Raw genomic sequence first — 19,531 nt, forward strand, 5'->3', positions numbered from 1 at the left:
CCGGGTTCACCAGCTGGAGTCGGTGACCGATTTGCCCCGGCGCGTATCGTCCGGCTCGTCTCCGCCCGGCGGCGGGCCGCTACCGTCGAAAACTTGCCGGCGCGCCGCGGTGGCGGGTCGCTCGGTGGACGCGGCGACCGGGTTCGGTATCTCGATATCGGCCAGGCCCTCGACCAGGTCGGAAAGTTTCGGCATCCGGGATCGCTGGATATCCAGAGGCGACATCAGATCGGTGGTCTTCTCCGAGATCTGCCGGACCGCCCGCTGGGTGGCTTCCACGACCGCCTTGGCGATCTCCGGATAGCTCAGTTCGTCGATATCGGCGGAGAATTTCACATCGACCACCGTGTTGTCCGCGTTCACGGTGACGATGACTTTCTTACCCCGTGCCGTGGCGCTCGCGGTGAGTTCGGCGCGCTGCTGCTGGATGCGCGCGATGGTGCGCATCTGCTCCTGCACGCCGTCCATGATCGCGGCCAGTTCGGCCTTGGCCTGATCGTTGGTCATCGTCGCGGCACCGCCCGGCTCAACGTAGGCCGTCGCGGTTGCCGTCTTCCATGTCCTGCAGGTAGTCGGCACTCTCGACCTGGCCGTCATGGAATTGCCCCATGGTGCCGGACACATTGCCGGCGCTGTCGAGGAGGTTCTTCTTCGACGGCACATAGCCGTTGCCGTCCTGGCCGACGGCGAAGGACTGACCGAGCGAATCGCTGCCCCAGGGCTCCCCGCGACCATTGATCTTGGATTCGAGACTCGAGATCACCCCGTTGATCCGGTCCCGCACTCCACCGGTGCGCTCGGCGGCCGCGCGAAAGGCTTCATCGTTGTAATCGACCCTGTCGCCCATCTGTCCACTCCTCCCGCGGGCCGGACCTCCCCCACCCCGGCCGAATCCATCGACTCGACCATGGCAGCCGGGAGCGAATCCGGTATGACACGGACGTGAACAGGGGCTTTTCCAGCGATTGCGAACAGGGATGTCCTGTCGCGGAGAGAAATCGAGCGGTGCCGCGTAGTCGCCCGCACAGTGAACTGCGTGGAGAATATTCCGGCAGATCGCGCTATACGCACTCTCCGGCTTCCCCGACCGGGGAAAGAGACCTGGCCCGAATACCGCGCCGACATGGTGCGACGGCAAGATCGAGCGGTATGCGAGCCCTGCTACAGCGTGTGACCTCCGCTCAGGTGACCGTCGACGGCGAAGTGGTCGGCCGGATCGCCCCGTCGGCCACCGGGATCCGCCACGGCCTGCTCGCGCTGATCGGCGTCACCCACACCGACGACGAGGCCACCGCCCGGGCGCTGGCCGAAAAGATCTGGCGCCTGCGCATTCTCGAAGGCGAACGCAGCGCCGCCGATCTCGGCGCGCCGATCCTGGTGGTCAGCCAGTTCACGCTCTACGCCGACACCCGTAAAGGCCGGCGTCCGTCGTGGTCCGCGGCGGCACCGGGTCCGCTCGCCGAACCACTGGTCCATCTCCTCGCCGAAACCCTCCGAGAGTCCGGTGCCACGGTGGCCGGGGGCCGCTTCGGGGCGCATATGGAGGTGGAGCTCACCAACGACGGCCCGGTAACGGTCATGCTGGAGGTCTGATCTCGGCGGAGAACACCGTCGGGCAACGATCGAGAGATCCGGTGCGCAGCCGCGCTATCGAAGTCCTCCGCGGTGATCGGCGGTGGCGACCTCTTGTGCTCGCCGGCTATTCCGGGCGCAACGTGAGAATCCGCGGTCCGTCCTCGGTCACCGCGACGGTGTGCTCCCAGTGCGCCGCGCGTGACCCGTCGGTGGTCACCACGGTCCAGTCGTCGTCGAGCACCTTGGTGTCGTGGGTACCCAGGGTCAGCATCGGTTCGATGGCCAGGACCGAACCGACCACCAGCCGCGGGCCCTTCCCCGGCTCGCCTTCGTTCGGCAGGAACGGGTCGAGATGCATTTCCCGGCCGATCCCGTGCCCGCCGTAACCGTCGACGATGCCGTACGAGCGGCCGTGTTCGGTTTCCGCCGCCCGGGTGCCGATTTCGATCGCGTGCGAGACATCGGTGAGCCGGTTGTCCGGGACCATGGCCGCGATACCGGCCACCATGGACTTCTCGCATGCCTCGCTGAGCAGCCGGTCGGCCTCGATCAGGTCACCCACGCCGAACGTCCACGCGGAGTCACCGTGCCAGCCGTCCAGCACCGCGCCACAGTCGATGGACACCAGATCGCCGGGGGCGAGCACCTCGGCCTCGGTCGGGATCCCGTGTACCACGCGGTCGTTCACCGAGGCGCAGATGGAGGCGGGAAAGCCGTGGTAGCCCTTGAACGACGGCACCGCGCCGGCGTCCCGGATCACCTGTTCGGCGATCCGGTCCAGTTCGAGCGTGGAGACCCCGGGTGCGGCGGCCGCGCGTACCGCGACGAGCGCGCGACCCACGACGGCGCCCGCCGCCGCCATCGCGTCGAGCTCACCGGCGGAGCGGAATGGAACGACCTTCTTGCTCTTTCGACCGAAGACCATATCGGGTCAGCTCCCCATCGCCGAAGGATTGTCGCCGCACCCGCGGCCCGGCCTAACCGGTCGTGGCATTACGACCCAGTGCCTCCAGGGCCCGCGCGTTCACCTTGTCGACCTCACCGACGCCGTCCACCGAGACGACCAGGCCGTCGTAGTAGTTCAGCAGCGGCTGTGTCTCGTCCCGGTAGATCCGCAGCCGGGTGCGGATGGTTTCCTCGTTGTCGTCCGAGCGGCCCCGGGCCAGCATCCGATCGACCACCGTGTCCTCGGAGACCACGAAGCACAGCACCGCGTCCAGTTCGCTGCCCAGATCGTCGAGGATCTTGGCGAGCGCATCGGCCTGATCGACGGTGCGGGGATAGCCGTCGAGCACGAATCCGCGCGCGGCGTCCGGCTCGGCCACCCGGGACCGGACCATACGGTTGGTCACATCGCTGGGCACGAGTTCGCCCGCGTCCATGTAGCGCTTCGCTTCGAGACCGAGCGGCGTCTGCTCGCTGATGTTCGCGCGGAAGAGGTCACCTGTAGAGATGTGTGGTACCCCCAGCTTTTCCGATAGCAGCACGGCCTGAGTGCCCTTGCCCGCTCCCGGCGGCCCGAGTAGTACAACTCTCACTTGAGGAACCCTTCGTAATTGCGATTCATGAGTTGGCTTTCGATCTGCTTCACGGTGTCCAGGCCGACGCTCACCATGATGAGCACGGCGGTGCCACCGAACGGCAGATTCTGTGCCCCACCGGACGAGCCGATATCGAGGAACAGATTCGGCAGTACAGCGACCAGACCGAGGTAGATAGAGCCGGGCAGGGTGATCCGGCTCAGCACATAGGTCAGGTGATCGGCCGTCGGCTTACCGGGGCGGTAGCCCGGGATGAAGCCGCCGAACTTCTTCATCTCGTCGGCGCGTTCCTCCGGGTTGAAGGTGATGGCGACGTAGAAGTAGGTGAAGAAGACGATAAGGCCGAAGTAGATCGCGATGTACACCGGGTTGCCGGGGTTCACCAGGTACTTCTGGATCGCCTCCTGCCACCAGCTGGGATCGGTGGCCGAGGTGGACCCGGTGAGCTGGGCGATCAGGTTCGGCAGGTACAGCAGCGAGGACGCGAAGATGACCGGGATGACGCCGGCCTGGTTCACCTTCAGCGGCAGGTAGGTCGACGAACCGCCGTACATCTTTCGCCCGACCACGCGTTTGGCGTACTGCACCGGAATCCGGCGCTGGCCCTGTTCGACGAAGATGACGGCCACGATGATGAGCAGCGCGGCTACACAGACGAGGCCGAAGACGAGGCCGCCGCGGCTGTCCAGGATCGATTTGCCCTCGGTCGGGATCCGGGCGGCGATACCGGCGAAGATCAGCAGCGACATACCGTTGCCGACGCCGCGTTCGGTGATCTGCTCACCGAACCACATCACCAGGGCGGCACCGGCGGTCATCACCAGGACGATGGTGATCATCCCGAAGATACTGGTGTCGGCCAGGATGTCCTGCTGGCAGCCCTGCAGCAGCTGGCCGCGCGCGGCCAGCGCCACCAGGCCGGTGGCCTGCAGGATCGCGAGCGCGATCGACAGGTAGCGGGTGTACTGCGTCATCTTGGTCTGGCCGGCTTGGCCTTCCTTGCGCAGTTCCTCGAACCGCGGGATGACGACGGTCAGCAGCTGAACGATGATGCTCGCTGTGATGTAGGGCATGATGCCGATGGCGAACACCGACAGCTGCAGCAGCGCACCACCGGAGAACAGGTTGATGAGCTGGTAGATGCCGGCCGAGTCACCACCGGAGACCAGGTCGATACATTCCTGGACCGCCCTGTAGTCGACCCCGGGCGACGGTAGCGCGGCACCGAGGCGGTACAACGCGACCAGCCCCAGCGTGAAGAGAATCTTCCGCCGCAAGTCCGTAGTCCGGAAGGCCGTAACGAAGGCGGAAAGCACAGATCCTCCTGGCGAACGACATGGTCAGGCCATGGAATTTTTCAGCGTGTCCCGGTCGGAAATCGCCGAACCCATGACGGGTCTTGGCAGACAACACTTGAACTCTAACAGTGACGCCGGACGAGCCTGCACTCGTCCGGCGCCCTGTCGTCGAAACCGGCGAACGTCAGCCCAGTTCGGTGGCGGTGCCACCGGCGGCGGTGATCTTCTCCTTGGCGGAGCCGGAGAACTTATCCGCGCTGACCTGGACGGCGACGGAGATATCGCCCTCGCCCAGCACCTTGACCAGCTGGTTCTTGCGCACAGCGCCCTTGGCGACCAGCTCGTCCTTACCGACGGTGCCCCCTTCGGGGAACAGTTCGGCAATGGCGCCCACGTTCACGACCTGATATTCGACCCGGAACGGGTTGGTGAAGCCCTTGAGCTTCGGCAGCCGCATGTGGAGGGGCATCTGCCCACCCTCGAACGCGGCCGGCACGTTCTTACGCGCCTTGGTGCCCTTGGTGCCGCGACCCGCGGTCTTACCCTTGGAACCCTCACCGCGACCCACGCGGGTCTTATCGGTCTTCGCGCCCGGAGCGGGACGCAGGTGATGCAATTTGATGGTCATGTCAGACCTCCTCAACTGTTACGAGGTGGCGCACGACATTGATCAGCCCACGGTTCTGGGCAGTGTCCTCACGGACCACCGACTTGCGGATGCCCCGCAGACCGAGGGTGCGCAGGCTGTCCCGCTGATTCTGCTTGGCGCCGATCGAACTCTTGATCTGGGTCACCTTGAGATCTGCCATCGTCAGACTCCTTGTCCGGCACGGGCACGCAGCATGCCCGCGGGAGCAACGTCCTCGAGCGGCAGACCACGACGGGCCGCGACCTCTTCGGGACGCTGCAGCATCTTGAGGGCGGCAACGGTCGCGTGCACGACGTTGATCGCATTGTCGCTACCGAGCGACTTGGCCAGGATGTCGTGGATGCCCGCGCATTCCAGCACGGCACGCGCGGCGCCACCGGCGATCACACCGGTACCCGGGGAGGCCGGGCGCAGCATGACCACACCGGCCGCCGCTTCGCCCTGCACCGGGTGGGTGATGGTGGAGCCGATCATCGGGACGCGGAAGAAGCCCTTGCGCGCTTCCTCGACACCCTTCTGGATGGCCGCGGGAACTTCCTTGGCCTTGCCGTAGCCGACACCGACCAGGCCGTTGCCGTCACCCACGATGACCAGGGCGGTGAAGCTGAAGCGCCGACCACCCTTGACCACCTTGGAGACACGGTTGATGGCTACGACGCGCTCGAGCTGGTTCTTCTCGGCGGGGTCGTTACGGCGGTCGCCACCACCACGGCGGTCGCCGCCCCGGCGGTTGTCGCGACCCCCGTCGGGGGCATTGGAGCTCTGTCCGGCGGGTCCGTTTCCGCCGTCACGCCGCTGACGTCCCGGCATCAGACGTTCCTTCCGTTTACACAGGTATGTGCAGTCATGTTGGTCATCAGAACTTCAACCCGCCTTCCCTAGCGGCATCGGCGAGCGCCGCGATCCGGCCGTGGTAGTCGTGGCCACCGCGGTCGAACACCACGGCCTCCACACCGGCGGCCTTGGCACGCTCGGCGATCAGTTCGCCGACCTTCTTGCCCTTGGCGGTCTTATCGCCTTCCAGCGCGCGCACGTCGGCCTCGATGGTCGACGCCGAAGCGAGGGTGCGACCGGCGGAGTCGTCGACGAGCTGCACGTGCAGATGCCGCGCGGAGCGATGCACGATCAGCCGCGGACGCGCGGTGGTGCCCTCGATCTTCTTGCGCAGGCGGAAGTGGCGACGCGTCTTGGACAGCCGCCGGCGAGTGGAAGCATCCTTGCCCAGCGGAATGCGCTTGGCCTTCTGATTCTCGGTTTGCGCCATGATCACTTACCCGTCTTTCCGACCTTGCGGCGAACGACCTCGCCGGCGTAGCGGATGCCCTTGCCCTTGTACGGGTCGGGCTTGCGCAGTCCGTGGATGACCGCCGAAATCTGGCCGACCTTCTGCTTGTCGATCCCGGATACGGAGAACTTGGTGGGCGATTCCACCGCGAAGGTGATGCCCTCGGGCGCCTCGATCGGCACCGGGTGGCTGTAGCCGAGGGCGAACTCGAGGTTGCTGCCCTTCTGCTGCACGCGGTAGCCGACGCCGAAGATTTCCATCTTCTTCTCGTAGCCCTGGGTGACACCGAGGACCATATTGGCGATCAGGGTCCGGGTCAGGCCGTGCAGCGAGCGGCTGCGACGTTCGTCGTCCGGGCGGGAGACCACCAGGCGGCCGTCTTCCTGCGCGACACTGATCGGCTCGGCGATGGTCAGCGACAGCCGGCCCTTGGGGCCCTTCACCGCGACGTCCTGGCCGTTGATGGTCACTTCCACGCCCGCGGGAACCGCGACGGGATCTTTACCGATACGCGACATTGTCCGTACCTCCCCTTACCAGACGTAGGCGAGGACTTCCCCGCCCACTCCCTGCTTGGCCGCCTGGCGGTCGGTGAGCAGGCCGGTCGACGTGGAGATGATCGCCACGCCGAGGCCGCCCAGGACCTTGGGCAGGTTGGTGGATTTCGCGTACACGCGCAGACCCGGCTTCGACACCCGGCGCAGGCCCTGCAGGCTGCGCTCACGGCTGGGGCCGTACTTGAGGTCGACGACGAGGCTCTTGCCCACGGTCGCGTCCTCGGTGCGGTAATCGGCGATATAGCCCTCGCGCTTCAGGATCTCGGCGATATTCGCCTTGAGCTTCGAATGCGGAGCCTTCACCTGATCGTGGTACGCCGAATTGGCGTTGCGCAGACGAGTCAGAAAGTCTGCGATCGGATCGGTCATGGTCATGGTTCGACCTCGACACCTTTCTCGCTGCGGTTCCCATACAACACCCACGCCAGTGGGCGCGGGCCGTGGGCCTACAGCAATTCGGCTGGTCCGGACGGCAGTCACCGCCGGATGAGTTCGTATCGCCCGGGGGCCCACGCGGGGGCCGCCCATGGACACAGAAGTGCCCTGGCAACCGCTCTAGTGTAGGAGCTGGCTCGAGTACGACAAAATCAGGGCCCCGGAACAATGCCCCGACCAGGTAATCTGGCCGTTATGACGGAGAAGGGGACCTTCGAGGACCGGCTCTCGGCCCTCGAGAGTGAAGTGGGAGATCTCAAGCACCGATTGCAGCGCAGTGAGAAGGATGCGGCTGCGGCTCGGGTGCTTGCGGGCGGGGCGGATCGCGACACTTCGGAGCTCCGGATCGAGTTACGCGAGTTCCGCGAGCAGAACATGCGTCTACACAACGCGACCAGGTCCGATATCGCCGATATCCGGGGCGACATCACGGAGATCCGGGGCGATATCACGGAGATTCGGGGCGAACTCGGACAGCTGAACGGCCGGGTCGACACGTTGACCCTGGAGATGCGGAGCAAGTTCGACATGCTGACTGCCGGCCAGCAGCAGATCGTGAACCTGATCACGGTCGCCCTCGACGGGAAGGGCGGCGACCGGTAGGGAAAGACTCGGCATACGCGCGCCGCAGTTCGGCGGTGCGCGTCCCGGGTACAACCACCCGCAATCGGTGATCAACTACGGAAGCTCGCCGAGCTCATCCGGTGGTGACGAAGCAACCAGGGCCCCGGAGCAGCTGCTCCGGGGCCCTGGTTCACTCTGCCTCCGTACCGGAGCTCACCAGGAACTCTTGTGCACCTCCGGCAGCTCGCCGAATTGCTCGGATTCCATATCGCCGGATCCGGCCAGCTCGGGGAGCGGCTCCGCCCGCAGGTCCATATCGAGGCCGTCCACGTCGTGCTCGCCGACGTGCACCTGGGCCGTGGACGGCGCGTACCCGGTCGCCACGACCGTGTAGGTGCCCTCGTCCAGGTTCCCGAACGCATAGGATCCGTCCGCGTCCGTGGCCACTGTCCCGATCACATTGCCGAGGGAATCGGTCAGGGTGACCCGGGCCTGCGCCAGCGGCCGGCCGCCGCCGCGCACCACGCCCCCCACCCGCACACCCGGGCGCAGCAGCACCTCGAGCAGTGCGGTGTCCCGGCTGCTCACCCGCGCCGACACCGCGGTCGGGTGGTAACCGAACGCGCTGACCGCGACGGTGAACTCGCCTTCGGGCAGGCCCGCGAGGTCGAATCCGCCGGTGACGTCGGATTCCGCGGCGGCCAGCACCTCACCGCGCATGTCCAGAGCGGTGACGGTGGCGCCGGACACCGGGGCGCCGTCGCCGGTACGCGCGACCGTGCCGGTGAGGCCGGCGAGCGTGGTGAGGGTGACGTCGTAGGAGACCGGGTTGCTGCCCAGGATCGCGGTGGACGCGTCGGGGCGACGCCCCTCGGCCGAGGCGATCAGCACATACGTACCGGGAGCCGGGGCCGCGATCTCGTAGAAACCGTCCTGCCCGGCCAGGGCCCGGCCCAGCTGCCGGCCCGACGGCGAGATCAGCGTCAGAGTAGCGCCGATCACGGCGACACCCCGCGCGTCGTACACCCGGCCGAACAGGATGGAACCGCTTCCGCTCGGCTGCGGCGCAGTTCCGGCCGAGGTGTTCGCGTCGGTTTCCGCCGTGGCGAAGGCCGCCGGCGCCGGTTCGGGAGCCGCAGGCCGCGGGGCCGCGGTGGGTGCCGAACCGCTGGCCTCGGGCCGGGCCGCCTCGGCATCGTCGACAACCCGCTCGGCTTCCACCGAGAGACCGGCCGGAGCCGCGGGCACTGCCTGGGCCATCGCGTGCACGGTTTCGGGCTTCTCGGTCCCGGGCTGTGCACCCGCGACCGCAGCCGCCGCGGCGCGTTTGGCGGTGGGGATGGTCAGTGCGATGACCGCGGCCGCCGCGGCGACACCGCACCCGATCAGGATGCCGACCTTGAAACCGTTCTCGGTGGGCACCGAGATCCCCCCGGCGAAGGTGGTGCTCATCTCGGCCAGCACCGCGCCGATGGCCGCCGACGCCACCGAGGTACCGATCGAGCGCATGAGGGTGTTGAAGCTGTTGGCGGCCGAGGTCTCGGTGATCGGCACCGCGCTCATGATCAGGGCGGGCATGGCGCCGTAGGCGAAGCCCACGCCGAGGCTGATGATGATCGCGCCGACCATCAGGCCCCAGGGCTCGCCCATGAGGGGCACCGAGGCGCCGTATCCGGCCGCGATGATGATCGCGCCGAGGATCAGCGTCACCTTGGGCCCGGCCAGCGCGGACAGTTTCGCGCTGAGCGGCGAGGACAGCATCATCATCAGACCACCGGGCGCCATCCACAGGCCCATGGCGACCATCGACTGGCCCAGGCCGTAGCCGGTGGCCTCCGGCAGCTGCAGCAGCTGCGGGAAGATCAGAGCCTGCGCGAACATCGACATACCGATGACGATCGAGGCGGCGTTGGTCAGCAGTACCCGGGGGCGGGCGGTGACGCGCAGGTCGACCAGCGGATCACGCGAGCGCAGCTCCCACATGCCCCACAGCAGCAGCACCACCACGGCGGCGGCGAACAGGGAGATCGTCGTGATGCTGGTCCAGCCCCAGCTCGCGCCCTTCGATACGGCCAGCAGCAGGCAGACCAGGGCAGCGCCCAGACCTAGCGCGCCCAGACCGTCGAACCGGCCGCGTTCGGCCCGCGGCGGCGTCGCCGGCACCACCGCGAAGATCAGCGCACCGGCCACCGCCGCCAGCGCGGCGACGCCCCAGAACAGGTACCGCCAGCTGCTGTATTCGACGACCGCGGCGGCCAGCGGGAGCCCGAGCGCGCCACCGACGCCGAGCGAGGAACTGATCAGCGCGATACCCGAGCCGAGTTTGGCGGGCGGCAGGAGATCACGTAGGGCGGCGATCCCGACCGGGATCAGGCCCACGCCCATCCCCTGCAGACCGCGGCCGATAAGCATCGGCCACAGCGAAGAGGACACGGCACAGATCACCGAGCCGATGACGAGCGGGACCACCGATCCCACCAGCACGGGCCGCTTACCGAGCAGATCACCGAGCCGGCCCGCGACCGGGGTCGTCACCGCGCCGGCCAGCAGGCTCGCGGTCACCACCCAGGTCGCGTTCGAGGGTTCGGTGTCCAAGATCTCCGGTAGCTGCCCGAGCAACGGCATCACCAGGGTCTGCGTCAACGACGCCACGATCCCGGCGTATGCGAGCACCGCCAGTACCGCCGCGGGGCGGACGACGGGTTCGGGTTTGGTCACGAGCATGCTCCTCGATATGCGAAAGTCCAGCCGATGTGCATAGTACACATAACATGCATGATGCAATCCAACCAATTCGCCCGTGTGAACATTCCGCACTGTCCGGGTCGCAGGGGAGCAGAAGCCGCTACCGAGTCACGCCGCCCGGCGGCCTGCCGAGACACGGCTTCCCGCACGCTCGACAGACCATGAGAATCGCCGCCGGTCGATCGCGTCGACCCTGATCGACCCGCATCGCGACGAGCGCGGCGGCAGGGGGCAGGGGCAGGACGCCGGTGCCACAGCCGATCTTCCCGTGGATTCGCTCCTGGCGCGCCCTGGTACTGCACCATGGGAACCTGTGCAGTACACGCTCGCCGATATCCTCCCCTCCATCGCCGCGTCGTTCGAGCCGGATTCGCCCGGCCCACTCGGCCTCGTCCCCAACCGGGACGTCGTGTTGCTGCTGATCGACGGTCTGGGCGCCGAACTACTCGCGCGCCACCGTGACCTCGCCCCCACGCTGGCGACGCACCTGACCACCACGCTCACCGCCGGTTTCCCGGCGACCACCGCGACCAGCCTCACCAGCCTGGCGCTCGGCGCGCCCTGCGCGACGCACGGCATCATCGGCTACAGCTTCGCGGTGCCCGCCGCCGACGGTATACGGCTGTTCAACCCCCTGCGCTGGCGATTCGACTCCGCGACCGGCGACGACGCGCGCGAGACCTACCCGCCCGAATCGGCGCAACCGCGCCCGAGTCGCCTGCAGGACCTCGCCGCGCGCGGTGTGGAGGTGCACTATGTGGTCCCGGAGTATCAGGTGCGCTCCGGACTGACCCGGGCCTCGTTCCGCGCGTCGGGAATCCTGCACCCCGCCACCACGCTCGACGAAGTCCGCGCCGGAATCCTGGCGGTCGCCCGTCATCCGGGTACGGGGTCACGATTCGCCTACGCCTACTTCCCCGACCTCGACTCGACCGGTCACCTGCACGGCCCCGAATCACCCGAGGCCCTGGCGGTCCTGCGGAATATCGACGCGTTCGCGGCCGAACTGCTCGGCGAACTGCCCGGCACCTGCACCCTGCTGGTCACGGGCGATCACGGGATGATTCACGCGGACCACGCGGTCGACCTCGACGCCTCCGAGGTGCTGCACCGCGACGTAGCCCTGATCGCGGGCGAGGCCCGGGTCCGCCACGTCTACCTCGAACGCGCCGCCGCGCGAGCCGACGCGCTGGCGACCTGGCGTGCGCAGCTGTCCGGACACGCCCAGGTGGTGACCCGTGAGCAGGCGCTGGACGAGCACTGGTTCGGCCCCACGCCCCCCACTCGAGTGATCGCCGACCGGATCGGGGATCTCCTCGCCGTCGCGGAGGGTCGCACCGTGCTGGTGCGACCGGAGCACGAACCGCTGGAGTCGGCGATGGCCGGCCACCACGGCGCCCGGACACCGGACGAACAACTGGTACCGCTCATCGTGTCGCGCTGAGTCCGGCGGATCGGCGCGAACCGATTACACCGACCCGCGACAGTGCCGCCCGGGCTGCGGCGAGCGCGCCTTCACCCGCGCCCTGGCCGCGGGCGGGAACTCGCGTCAGAAACGTCCGCCGCGGCTGATCCGCCGCGATCCGCCCGACCCGCCGAACGACCCCGCCCGGTACCCGCCGCGGTGACCGTGCCCGCCGCCCATCCCGCCGCGCAGCATGCTGTCGATGAGAATGCCGCCCAGGATCGCGCCGGCCTGCGCCCCGCCCGACGGCGGCCGCCGGACCTCCCAGGTCTGCACCCCGGCCTGCGCTTCCTGCAGTGCGCGACCGCCGAGATCGGCGGACCTGCGCGCATGATCGAGCGCGGCGGCCGGGTCCGCGGTGCGCAACCGCTGCGCCTCGTCGAGGTGTCGCTGGGCCTCCGACAGCCGGGTGCGCGGCATCGCGTCCATCGCGCCCCGGCGGGTGGCGATGAAATCGGTGGCCATCCGGACCCGGGTGGCCGCGTCGCCGAGCGCCTGATCCAGCCGGCGCGCCAGGTCCGCGGCGGCCGTCTTCCGGTTCCCGGCCGCGGCCAGCGCGCGATCCAGGTCCCCGTCGGTGACGATCGCGTCGTGGTAGACACCGAGCGGGTCGGCCGCGGCGGCGGTGTCCGCACGCGCCAGCACGGTCCGGGCGGCGGCGACGGCCGCCGCCAGGTCCGGGCCGCCGTGTTCGGTGAGGTCGGCGGCGGCATCGAGATCGCCGCGCAACTCGTCGAGGACGGCGGGCAGGCCCGCCCGCGCCTGCTGGATATGGGCCGCCGCGCCGTCCACGGCATCGAGCAGGGTGCGGGCCTGACCGATCGCTCCCTCGGCCGCCCGGATATCGGCGACCGCCCCGCCCTGTTCACCTACGGGCCGGGCGATTTCCCGGCGACCGTCGTCGACGCAGTCGTCGGCGAAGGCGATCCGTTCCCGGGCCATGGTGACGTTGTCGGCGATCGGCGCGAGCACACTGGCCGGATGGGCGCCCGCGAGCCGGGCCAGTTCGGCTTCCGCTGCCGGGATACGGCCGGTGAGGTCGACGATATCGCGGGTCAGCGCGTCCAGCCGGGGCCCGGCATCGATGAGCAGATCGCGCATCGCGTCGAACTCGGCGACGCGAGCGTCGAGTTCGCGGTCGGCGTGACCGGCGGTGGTGACCAGATCGATCAGCAGTGTGCGCTGTTCGTCCGGTGTCTCCGGGACGGCGTCGTCGAGCCGCTGTCGGATTGTGAAGGCCTTCGCCGTGGCAGCTCGCGCGTTCTCCAGCGCGGTGCGGAAGGGCAGCACCGCCGGCTCGCCGAATTCCCCGACGGCCAAGTCCAATTCCTCGGCACTGGTTCGTACGGCGTTGTCGAGTTCGACGAGGATCTCCCGCGACCGCGCGTGCAGCGCCGCGAGCGGTAGCGCCGCGAGGGCGGCGGGGTCGGTGGGATCGGCCTGCCGGGCCTGTTCGAGTCCGGCCCGGTCCCGGGCCCGGCGCCGGTAGCGCTGATACAGCAGCAGACCTGCCAGGGCGAGCACGATGAGCGCGCCGATGAACAGCACCGGACCCGTACTCACCCCGCCCCCGCTCATTGCCGAGCCGATCCCCTGGGCCGCGGCGACGCCCGCGTCGGCCCACCGGCTGTCGCGCAGCGCGGGTTCGACCCGGTCGGTGAGCAGCCGGTCGACCTCGGATTCGCTGACCCCGGCCGGACGCTCCCCGTCGAAGGCGTAGGCGCGATCCCGGGTGGCCACCGCCAGCAGCAGGTCCCGGTTGCCGAAGCCGGATTCCCGCGCGGTCTGCGTGGCCCAGTCCTGTGGGCTGTCCCCGGCGAAATCGTTCACATAGGCGACCCAGAGCCGCACCTTGTGATCGGCATAGAGGGTATCGACCGCCGCGCGCACGCGCTGGGCGTCACCGGCGGCGAGCGCACCGGCCGAATCGGTGACGTAGGTGTCCATCCGGGTGGGCTGCTCCGCCGCCGCGCCCGGCGCCGCCACCGCGGTGACGCACACGAGGCCGAGCACGAACCACGCGATCCGGCGCAGCGGGTTGTTCGAGGTCGGCATATCACCGAATGTAGCGTGCGCGGGTCCGCGGGCCGGTGGTCTCGGTGTGCGGTCTGCCGCCGTTTCGCGGTGTACGGCCACCGATACGAATAAGAAACACCGGCGAGATCTTGTCTCGATAACTTCCGGACGTCCGACCAGACAGTTCCGGAGGTACCCCTGGCCGATCCACTCGCGCACGAAGCAGCCGAAACCCTGACGCGCGGCCTGGGCAGGCGGGGTTTTCTCCGCGCGGCCGCGGCGGTCGGCGCTGTCGGAGCCGCGGCCACCGCGACGGCCTGTACCGCGGACAGCACGGCGAACACGGTCGCCACTTCGTCTCCGGCCCTGCCGTTCAGCGGCGGCGTGCCGATCCTGCAACCGGGTGAGGGTGATATCCCCGGCGACCACTACCTGCGGTCCGAAGTGGACCAGGTGCTGTGGGGCTACGTGCCGAATATTCACAGCACGGAGGTGCTACGGATGAAATCGGGTGAGACCGTCACCATCGATGCCGTTTCGCACGAGGGGATCCTGGAGGACCAGGGCCGCGATCCGGTGGAGTACTTCGGTGCGAAGGGGGTCGCGAAACGCGAGGTGCTCGCCGACGCGATCGCCATCGCCGAAGGCTACGACCGCACACCCCGCGATTTCGACAAGGACGGCCCGCATATCGTCACCGGCCCGGTGTTCGTGGAAGGCGCGCAGCCGGGCGACGTGCTGAAGATCGAAACTCTCGGCGCGGTTCCCCGGGTGCCGTACGGCGTCGTATCGAGCCGGCACGGCAAAGGCGCGCTGGCCCGGACGGCGAACGGCGAGGCGCCGGCCGGTATCTCATTCGGCGAGGTCATGCCGCCGATCAGCACCGACCGCCGGCCCACCGGCGACCCGCGCGACTACGGCAATGTCTCCACCTTCACCGCCATCGAGGAGGGGCTCGGCGTCATGCCCTTCGGAGAGGCGAAGGCCCGGTTCCCGCTGCCCCCCCTTCATGGGCATGATGGGGGTGGCATTCTCCCCGGACGGTTCACAGAAAGGCCAGTCCAGCGATCTGAACGTCGCCATGCGGCGGGCGGTCGTCAACGCGCTGGATTTCCTGGAACAGGAGAAGGGTATGGATCGCGCCACCGCGTACGCCTACCTCTCCGCTGCGGCGGATTTCACCGTGTCCCAAGTGGTGGACCTTACCGTCGGCGTGCACGGCCAGATCTACAAATCCCACTTCGCCTGACGCCGGGGCGGAGCCCGGCGTTCCGGCCGAGCCCGGCCGGCCCCCCGGCGAGCGGCACAGTCGGCCCCGACGGGCTCCGCCGCGCCGAGTCGTGGCGCCGGCTTCGTTGTCGTGGGCCGGAAATCCGTTGCGCGCACGCCGGGCGGCCCCGCACGATGAGGCCATGCCGACCTTCGCCGATTTCGACCGTCGCCACTACCGAACAGTCGATGTCGCCACCGGCTACGACGGCTGGGCACCCACCTACGACCAGACCGTGCTCAACGATATGGACCTCACGCTGCTCGACCGCCTGCGCCGGCCGGCGTGGCCGCGGGTGCGGCGGGCAGCCGACCTGGGTTGCGGCACCGGCCGCACCGCGGCCTGGCTGCGCGAGCGCGGCACCGCACAGATCGACGGCATCGACCTCAGCGAAGGCATGCTGCGACGCGCCCGCCGGCGCGGTGTCCACACCGCACTGACGCACGGCGATGTCCGCGATACCGGATTCCCCGGCGCCGCCTACGATCTCGTGATCTCCTCGCTGATCGACGAACATCTGCCCGATCTCGCGCCGTTCTACACCGAAGCGCGCAGACTGGCCGCGCCCGGCGGAGTATTCGTCCTGGTCAGCTACCATCCACAGTTCATGATGGTCACCGGTATGCCCACCCACTACACCGGCTCCGACGGCGAACCCCTGGCCATATCCACCCACCTGCACACCTTCGGCGACCATGTGTCGGCCGGGATCGCGGCCGGATGGCAACTGGCCGAACTCGCCGAGAGTTCGATCGACGATTCCTGGATCGCCGCGAAACCCAAGTGGGCGCACCTGCGCGGACATCCGTTCACGATGGCGTCGGTCTGGATCTGATCGAGCCCGCCCCGAACATATGCGCCGGACCGCCCGGCCGGAATCGGGGTTTCGCCGGCCGGGCGGTGATCACCCGTGGATCAGCGGGTGACGGTGACGCTCACACCCGGCGGCGCCGCGATCGGCTGGTCGATGATGACCGACAGGGTCGATCCCGGCTGGTCGGCGGCTCGGCCGGCGTACTCGGTGATGCTCTCACCGAGACGTTGTTTCGCCTCCGGGGTGAAGTTGGGGGGCAGTGCGCCGAGGAGAGGTCCGAGGTTCAGGTCCTCGACCGCCCGGGCCTCCACGGCGGTGAGATGCACGGTGACAGCTTCCTCGGATCGATCGACCGCCAGCGCCGAAGCCGGGCCGCTCCCGAGAACGAGACAACCGGCCGAGGCGGCGAGGACGGTCAGTGGAAGGTGAAATCTCACGAATATCTCCTGTGTAGTCGTTTGATCATGTGTCCGATGTGTTCTGGCGCCGTCAGGGACGGCAGTCGGCAGGGCCCTTGTCCACTCGGGCGACCGAGCACCGGGCCGAAAGTGAGAAGGCTGTTACGTTCGGCGCGTTCCTTTCTGCGGAACCGGCGCCGGAATGGGAGCGTCCGTTGCCGGACAGCTCCGCCGACGCCTTTCGGAGTCGCGAAGGCCACCCCTCCGGAACCGCCGGAGCAGAAGCGAATGGCGTGAGCGGGCGGGAAACGGTTCGTTACGAACGAATCGATGCGCACGACCGGCGCGGGCCCGACTTTCCGTTCGCCTGGGCCCGTACCCGGCAGGCCACGATCACGGACCGGTACCCGGGATCACCCGCGGTACGCGCACCAACCCAGCACAGCCGTCTCCGGGATCGCACGTCCCGATGTCGAGGCAGCCCGCAGCGGCGGTGCGGGCATCGGCCCGCCGGCTCGGCGTAGAGCTGTCATCTCCGGCAGACGCACAGACGCAGCAGAATCTGTTCTCCGGTCGCGCCCGGAGAGCACGCCGGTGGCACCCTCGGCGAAGTCCGCCGCGCGTAATCCAGCAGTCCCACAACGAGACCCATGAAGATCAGCGCAACAGGCCACAGGTCGCCCAGCCGGGGGCGCGGTACCGCGGCACGCGCGCAGGCGTAGCGGCAGTGCACGGACTGCCCGCCGGATTCGCCGGGCCGTTCGACCTCGGACTCGGCCGAATTACGCTCCGCGACAAGGAAGGACACGAGCGAGACATAAGTGGTTTCCCGCGGGTCGACCATCTGGCCGTCGCGGACCTCGAGCGTCAGCACCACCGCGGCGAAAACGAGCACGAGCACCCGCAGCAGCTGCGGCGCCCGCGCGATATGCCTCACAGTCGCCGATATTAACCGACGTCACCTGCGCCCGATTTTTCCGGTTCCGCTCGAGGCTGGGAACGAATTCGATTATGCCGCAACAGCTACCACGAACACTGCCGAGGCATGACGCATGCGCTCCTATTTGCTGCGCATCGGCACCGAGGACATCCTCACCACGCCGGCTTGTGATCTCGACGCGCTCCCGGAGAGATATGCCGATGACCGGAAGTCGTCCACGGCGCCCGGCTCGCCGCACGCGACGGCCTGGGTGGGGAGCCGCAGCGCGGGATGAAGCCCCGTCACAGGCGCAACTCCGAAGTCACGGCTACTGCTCGTCGGTGATTGCTTTGCATCTCGATCGCTTGCGCCGGTATCGGCGATCCCTCGAGGATCGGCACGGCGGTGCAACGGATTCTCCTCGGCGCTATCCGGCGACTTCACTGCCGAGCGAGGCGCTCGCACGGTGACCGGATGTTCGATCGCTTCGGGGAGCGGCCGACCCACAGGCGAGCCGACCGCGAACGGCGGAGTCGAACCGGAGAGGCTCACGATTCCCCTCGGCGATCCTGCCGCCACCGGCTGAACGAGATCGGGCGAGCTGCGCCGCGCAGATACGACCCCCGACTCGAGTCGGCACTCTCCGACACGGTCATCGGAGAGCCGAAACTGTTACACAGCTGATACACAGCAACGCCATGGCCAATATGTAGCACGGACGATACTCGGGGCTATCGCATGCCGGAGGCGCGCCGACCCACGACAGCGAATCGCATTGCTACAACCGCCGGGCCGGAGGGCACGCAGGACAGACATCGAACCGAACCCGGAATCACTCTCTGGCCAACCCCGCGAACTCGCGGCCATCGGGTATGACACCAGAGGCCGAGCCGATCGATACGCCGAGTCGACCGGCCCCAGCTGTCCGATCGACCGATCGGGACAGCTGGTAAATCGTCATCCATCGGCACAGCTCACAAGAAGTAAGAGAATTTCATGCTTTCGACAACAACCATTCCGCCGGCACTCCTGGCAGCACCCGCAGAGTTTCCCTGGGATCGCTTCCAGATGTACAACACTTTGATGGGGATATCCGCGGGCGTATCCCTCCTACTGGTTGTCTCGCTGGGGCGGAAGATCCTGGAAGGTACGCCTTCGGACTTCGATGGATACGCTTTGGCATTCGGAATCAACGGCGCACTGCTGACCTTCCTCGGTGGGCATATGACCGTAGAATGGCCCTTCTCGGTGGTTCCGCAGGCGAATATAGTTTTCGGCGAGGGATCGCTGGCTCTGGGTGTTCTGCTGCTGGCTGCCGCGTTCTATCTGTGGAAGATCCGGTCACGACCCGGGGGCGAAGACACCGCGAACCTGTTCACCACGATGAGGCCGGTGTCGTATCTGGTCGCCGCTGTCGGCGCGGGAATGGCCGCCATCGGAGTCGCCGGTATCAGATACCAGTTGTTCGGCGCCCCACCGGAAGAGCCCATCACCGGTATGTTCGCCGATTCGCCCATGGTGGAGTCGGTGTTCATCTCGACACTGTTCTTCCTGATCGCCGCAGGAGCCGTACTGACGCCGGCGTTCACCAAGAACAGCAATCGGATGGTCGGCTATGTGATAGCGATCTGCTGGTGCATTTCCGGCATCGCCTGGATAGCGTTCTCGGTAATGAACTACTTCACGCATATCGGCCTCATCATGAACACGTCCTAGGAGTCCGGCGCGAGGGTCGCTGCTCGAAACGCCGACCGCAGAGTTCGCTCTTCCGATGCGGATCGCACTGTCCTCGACCGGCCGACGGGAGATGGACCCGAGCGTCGGCTCGGCCTCGGCGATCAGGGTGGCCGTACCCGGCCGGAGATGACCACGCTTCCGTCGTGCACCCGCGGCCCCGGAGCACAGCGGTCCATCGCGTGGGTATCCAAGGCCGATCGAATCTTCGCAGAGTAACCGGCGGCGGTCCCGCCTCTGCGCGACAACAGGTATCGTCCGACGGC

General features: G+C 68.0%; 21 protein-coding genes and 2 pseudogenes. 7 read left to right on the forward strand and 16 right to left on the reverse strand.

Annotated features, from left to right (window positions below):
• Window positions 1–6: 6 nt before the first annotated feature.
• Together AB0H42_RS04655 and AB0H42_RS04660 are read right to left on the reverse strand one after the other, a co-directional pair.
• Complete coding sequence (locus AB0H42_RS04655; RefSeq protein ID WP_357049805.1) at window positions 7–507, reverse strand: YbaB/EbfC family nucleoid-associated protein; 501 nt, start codon at window positions 505–507, stop codon at window positions 7–9.
• A 19-nt stretch (window positions 508–526) separates the two neighbouring features.
• Window positions 527–847, reverse strand: coding sequence for a hypothetical protein (locus AB0H42_RS04660; RefSeq protein ID WP_357049808.1), 321 nt, complete (start codon window positions 845–847; stop codon window positions 527–529).
• Between the two features lie 302 nt (window positions 848–1,149).
• Here AB0H42_RS04660 and dtd point away from each other — a divergent pair, with 302 nt between their 5' ends.
• A complete protein-coding gene (gene dtd, locus AB0H42_RS04665; RefSeq protein WP_357049811.1) occupies window positions 1,150–1,593 on the forward strand; it encodes a D-aminoacyl-tRNA deacylase in 444 nt (147 codons plus the stop codon).
• 106 nt (window positions 1,594–1,699) lie between these two features.
• Here dtd and map read toward each other — a convergent pair whose 3' ends face one another.
• The 9 genes from map to rpsH all read right to left on the reverse strand — a co-directional run bounded on the left by map (window position 1,700) and on the right by rpsH (window position 7,280).
• Window positions 1,700–2,500 carry a type I methionyl aminopeptidase gene (map, locus tag AB0H42_RS04670; RefSeq protein WP_357049814.1) on the reverse strand — a complete coding sequence of 267 codons (801 nt, stop codon included), beginning with the start codon at window positions 2,498–2,500 and terminating at the stop codon, window positions 1,700–1,702.
• Window positions 2,501–2,552: 52 nt separating this feature from the next.
• Entirely contained in the window at window positions 2,553–3,113 is a 561-nt protein-coding gene (locus AB0H42_RS04675; protein WP_357049817.1) for an adenylate kinase, read from the reverse strand.
• The gene (gene secY / locus AB0H42_RS04680; RefSeq protein WP_357049820.1) at window positions 3,110–4,432 is read right to left on the reverse strand and encodes a preprotein translocase subunit SecY; all 1,323 of its coding nucleotides are present in this window, start codon (window positions 4,430–4,432) and stop codon (window positions 3,110–3,112) included. The genes AB0H42_RS04675 and secY overlap by 4 nt, the downstream gene beginning before the upstream one ends.
• A 166-nt stretch (window positions 4,433–4,598) precedes the next feature.
• Window positions 4,599–5,042 carry a 50S ribosomal protein L15 gene (gene rplO, locus AB0H42_RS04685; RefSeq protein ID WP_357049823.1) on the reverse strand — a complete coding sequence of 148 codons (444 nt, stop codon included), beginning with the start codon at window positions 5,040–5,042 and terminating at the stop codon, window positions 4,599–4,601.
• A 1-nt stretch (window position 5,043) separates the two neighbouring features.
• Window positions 5,044–5,223 carry a 50S ribosomal protein L30 gene (gene rpmD / locus AB0H42_RS04690; protein ID WP_265802553.1) on the reverse strand — a complete coding sequence of 60 codons (180 nt, stop codon included), beginning with the start codon at window positions 5,221–5,223 and terminating at the stop codon, window positions 5,044–5,046.
• A 2-nt stretch (window positions 5,224–5,225) separates the two neighbouring features.
• Complete coding sequence (gene rpsE, locus AB0H42_RS04695; RefSeq protein WP_357049826.1) at window positions 5,226–5,873, reverse strand: 30S ribosomal protein S5; 648 nt, start codon at window positions 5,871–5,873, stop codon at window positions 5,226–5,228.
• 46 nt (window positions 5,874–5,919) lie between these two features.
• Window positions 5,920–6,327: a 50S ribosomal protein L18 gene (rplR, locus tag AB0H42_RS04700; RefSeq protein ID WP_357049829.1), complete on the reverse strand. Its 408-nt coding sequence runs from the start codon at window positions 6,325–6,327 to the stop codon at window positions 5,920–5,922.
• A gap of 2 nt (window positions 6,328–6,329) precedes the next feature.
• Entirely contained in the window at window positions 6,330–6,866 is a 537-nt protein-coding gene (gene rplF / locus AB0H42_RS04705) for a 50S ribosomal protein L6 (RefSeq protein WP_357049832.1), read from the reverse strand.
• 15 nt (window positions 6,867–6,881) lie between these two features.
• Window positions 6,882–7,280, reverse strand: a complete 399-nt coding sequence (rpsH, locus tag AB0H42_RS04710) for a 30S ribosomal protein S8 (protein ID WP_014981717.1) — start codon at window positions 7,278–7,280, stop codon at window positions 6,882–6,884.
• A gap of 255 nt (window positions 7,281–7,535) precedes the next feature.
• On the opposite strand from rpsH, the gene AB0H42_RS04715 reads away from it, so the two are divergent.
• Window positions 7,536–7,943 (forward strand): hypothetical protein, encoded by a 408-nt coding sequence (locus AB0H42_RS04715; protein ID WP_357049835.1) that lies wholly within the window; start codon window positions 7,536–7,538, stop codon window positions 7,941–7,943.
• 174 nt (window positions 7,944–8,117) lie between these two features.
• Here the strand turns inward: AB0H42_RS04715 and AB0H42_RS04720 are convergent, their stop codons facing one another.
• Entirely contained in the window at window positions 8,118–9,164 is a 1,047-nt protein-coding gene (locus tag AB0H42_RS04720; RefSeq protein ID WP_357050213.1) for a carboxypeptidase regulatory-like domain-containing protein, read from the reverse strand.
• A gap of 72 nt (window positions 9,165–9,236) precedes the next feature.
• A pseudogene (locus AB0H42_RS04725) lies at window positions 9,237–10,622 on the reverse strand (MFS transporter); the annotation flags it as partial.
• A gap of 340 nt (window positions 10,623–10,962) precedes the next feature.
• Here AB0H42_RS04725 and AB0H42_RS04730 point away from each other — a divergent pair.
• On the forward strand, window positions 10,963–12,093 hold the full coding sequence (locus tag AB0H42_RS04730) for an alkaline phosphatase family protein (protein ID WP_357049838.1): 1,131 nt from the start codon (window positions 10,963–10,965) through the stop codon (window positions 12,091–12,093).
• Between the two features lie 105 nt (window positions 12,094–12,198).
• Here the strand turns inward: AB0H42_RS04730 and AB0H42_RS04735 are convergent, their stop codons facing one another.
• Complete coding sequence (locus AB0H42_RS04735) at window positions 12,199–14,169, reverse strand: TPM domain-containing protein (protein WP_357049841.1); 1,971 nt, start codon at window positions 14,167–14,169, stop codon at window positions 12,199–12,201.
• Window positions 14,170–14,328: 159 nt separating this feature from the next.
• On the opposite strand from AB0H42_RS04735, the pseudogene AB0H42_RS04740 reads away from it, so the two are divergent.
• Window positions 14,329–15,379, forward strand: a pseudogene (locus tag AB0H42_RS04740) (hypothetical protein).
• Window positions 15,380–15,542: 163 nt separating this feature from the next.
• Window positions 15,543–16,235 carry a class I SAM-dependent methyltransferase gene (locus AB0H42_RS04745; RefSeq protein ID WP_357049843.1) on the forward strand — a complete coding sequence of 231 codons (693 nt, stop codon included), beginning with the start codon at window positions 15,543–15,545 and terminating at the stop codon, window positions 16,233–16,235.
• An 80-nt stretch (window positions 16,236–16,315) separates the two neighbouring features.
• On the opposite strand, the gene AB0H42_RS04750 is transcribed toward AB0H42_RS04745, so the two are convergent.
• Together AB0H42_RS04750 and AB0H42_RS04755 are read right to left on the reverse strand one after the other, a co-directional pair.
• Entirely contained in the window at window positions 16,316–16,651 is a 336-nt protein-coding gene (locus AB0H42_RS04750) for a hypothetical protein (RefSeq protein WP_357049846.1), read from the reverse strand.
• Between the two features lie 490 nt (window positions 16,652–17,141).
• Complete coding sequence (locus tag AB0H42_RS04755; protein WP_357049849.1) at window positions 17,142–17,549, reverse strand: hypothetical protein; 408 nt, start codon at window positions 17,547–17,549, stop codon at window positions 17,142–17,144.
• A gap of 115 nt (window positions 17,550–17,664) precedes the next feature.
• Here AB0H42_RS04755 and AB0H42_RS04760 point away from each other — a divergent pair, with 115 nt between their 5' ends.
• Together AB0H42_RS04760 and AB0H42_RS04765 are read left to right on the forward strand one after the other, a co-directional pair.
• The gene (locus AB0H42_RS04760; protein WP_357049852.1) at window positions 17,665–17,826 is read left to right on the forward strand and encodes a hypothetical protein; all 162 of its coding nucleotides are present in this window, start codon (window positions 17,665–17,667) and stop codon (window positions 17,824–17,826) included.
• A gap of 701 nt (window positions 17,827–18,527) precedes the next feature.
• Window positions 18,528–19,247, forward strand: coding sequence for a DUF981 family protein (locus AB0H42_RS04765; protein WP_357049855.1), 720 nt, complete (start codon window positions 18,528–18,530; stop codon window positions 19,245–19,247).
• Window positions 19,248–19,531: the final 284 nt, after the last annotated feature.

Origin of the sequence: Nocardia sp. NPDC050799, from assembly GCF_040654015.1 — a bacterium.
Lineage (GTDB): Bacteria > Actinomycetota > Actinomycetes > Mycobacteriales > Mycobacteriaceae > Nocardia.

Excerpts from the sequence above, each read along its gene's own strand:
- rpmD (WP_265802553.1), bottom strand. The coding sequence starts at position 5,223 with ATGGCAGATCTCAAGGTGACCCAGATCAAGAGTTCGATCGGCGCCAAG.
- dtd (WP_357049811.1), top strand. The coding sequence starts at position 1,150 with ATGCGAGCCCTGCTACAGCGTGTGACCTCCGCTCAGGTGACCGTCGAC.
- rpsH (WP_014981717.1), bottom strand. The coding sequence starts at position 7,280 with ATGACCATGACCGATCCGATCGCAGACTTTCTGACTCGTCTGCGCAAC.
- AB0H42_RS04760 (WP_357049852.1), top strand. The coding sequence starts at position 17,665 with ATGCGCTCCTATTTGCTGCGCATCGGCACCGAGGACATCCTCACCACG.
- AB0H42_RS04715 (WP_357049835.1), top strand. The coding sequence starts at position 7,536 with ATGACGGAGAAGGGGACCTTCGAGGACCGGCTCTCGGCCCTCGAGAGT.
- AB0H42_RS04720 (WP_357050213.1), bottom strand. The coding sequence starts at position 9,164 with ATGGCCCAGGCAGTGCCCGCGGCTCCGGCCGGTCTCTCGGTGGAAGCC.
- AB0H42_RS04655 (WP_357049805.1), bottom strand. The coding sequence starts at position 507 with ATGACCAACGATCAGGCCAAGGCCGAACTGGCCGCGATCATGGACGGC.
- rpsE (WP_357049826.1), bottom strand. The coding sequence starts at position 5,873 with ATGCCGGGACGTCAGCGGCGTGACGGCGGAAACGGACCCGCCGGACAG.
- rplO (WP_357049823.1), bottom strand. The coding sequence starts at position 5,042 with ATGACCATCAAATTGCATCACCTGCGTCCCGCTCCGGGCGCGAAGACC.
- rplR (WP_357049829.1), bottom strand. The coding sequence starts at position 6,327 with ATGGCGCAAACCGAGAATCAGAAGGCCAAGCGCATTCCGCTGGGCAAG.
- AB0H42_RS04765 (WP_357049855.1), top strand. The coding sequence starts at position 18,528 with ATGCTTTCGACAACAACCATTCCGCCGGCACTCCTGGCAGCACCCGCA.
- rplF (WP_357049832.1), bottom strand. The coding sequence starts at position 6,866 with ATGTCGCGTATCGGTAAAGATCCCGTCGCGGTTCCCGCGGGCGTGGAA.
- AB0H42_RS04660 (WP_357049808.1), bottom strand. The coding sequence starts at position 847 with ATGGGCGACAGGGTCGATTACAACGATGAAGCCTTTCGCGCGGCCGCC.
- AB0H42_RS04745 (WP_357049843.1), top strand. The coding sequence starts at position 15,543 with ATGCCGACCTTCGCCGATTTCGACCGTCGCCACTACCGAACAGTCGAT.
- map (WP_357049814.1), bottom strand. The coding sequence starts at position 2,500 with ATGGTCTTCGGTCGAAAGAGCAAGAAGGTCGTTCCATTCCGCTCCGCC.
- AB0H42_RS04735 (WP_357049841.1), bottom strand. The coding sequence starts at position 14,169 with ATGCCGACCTCGAACAACCCGCTGCGCCGGATCGCGTGGTTCGTGCTC.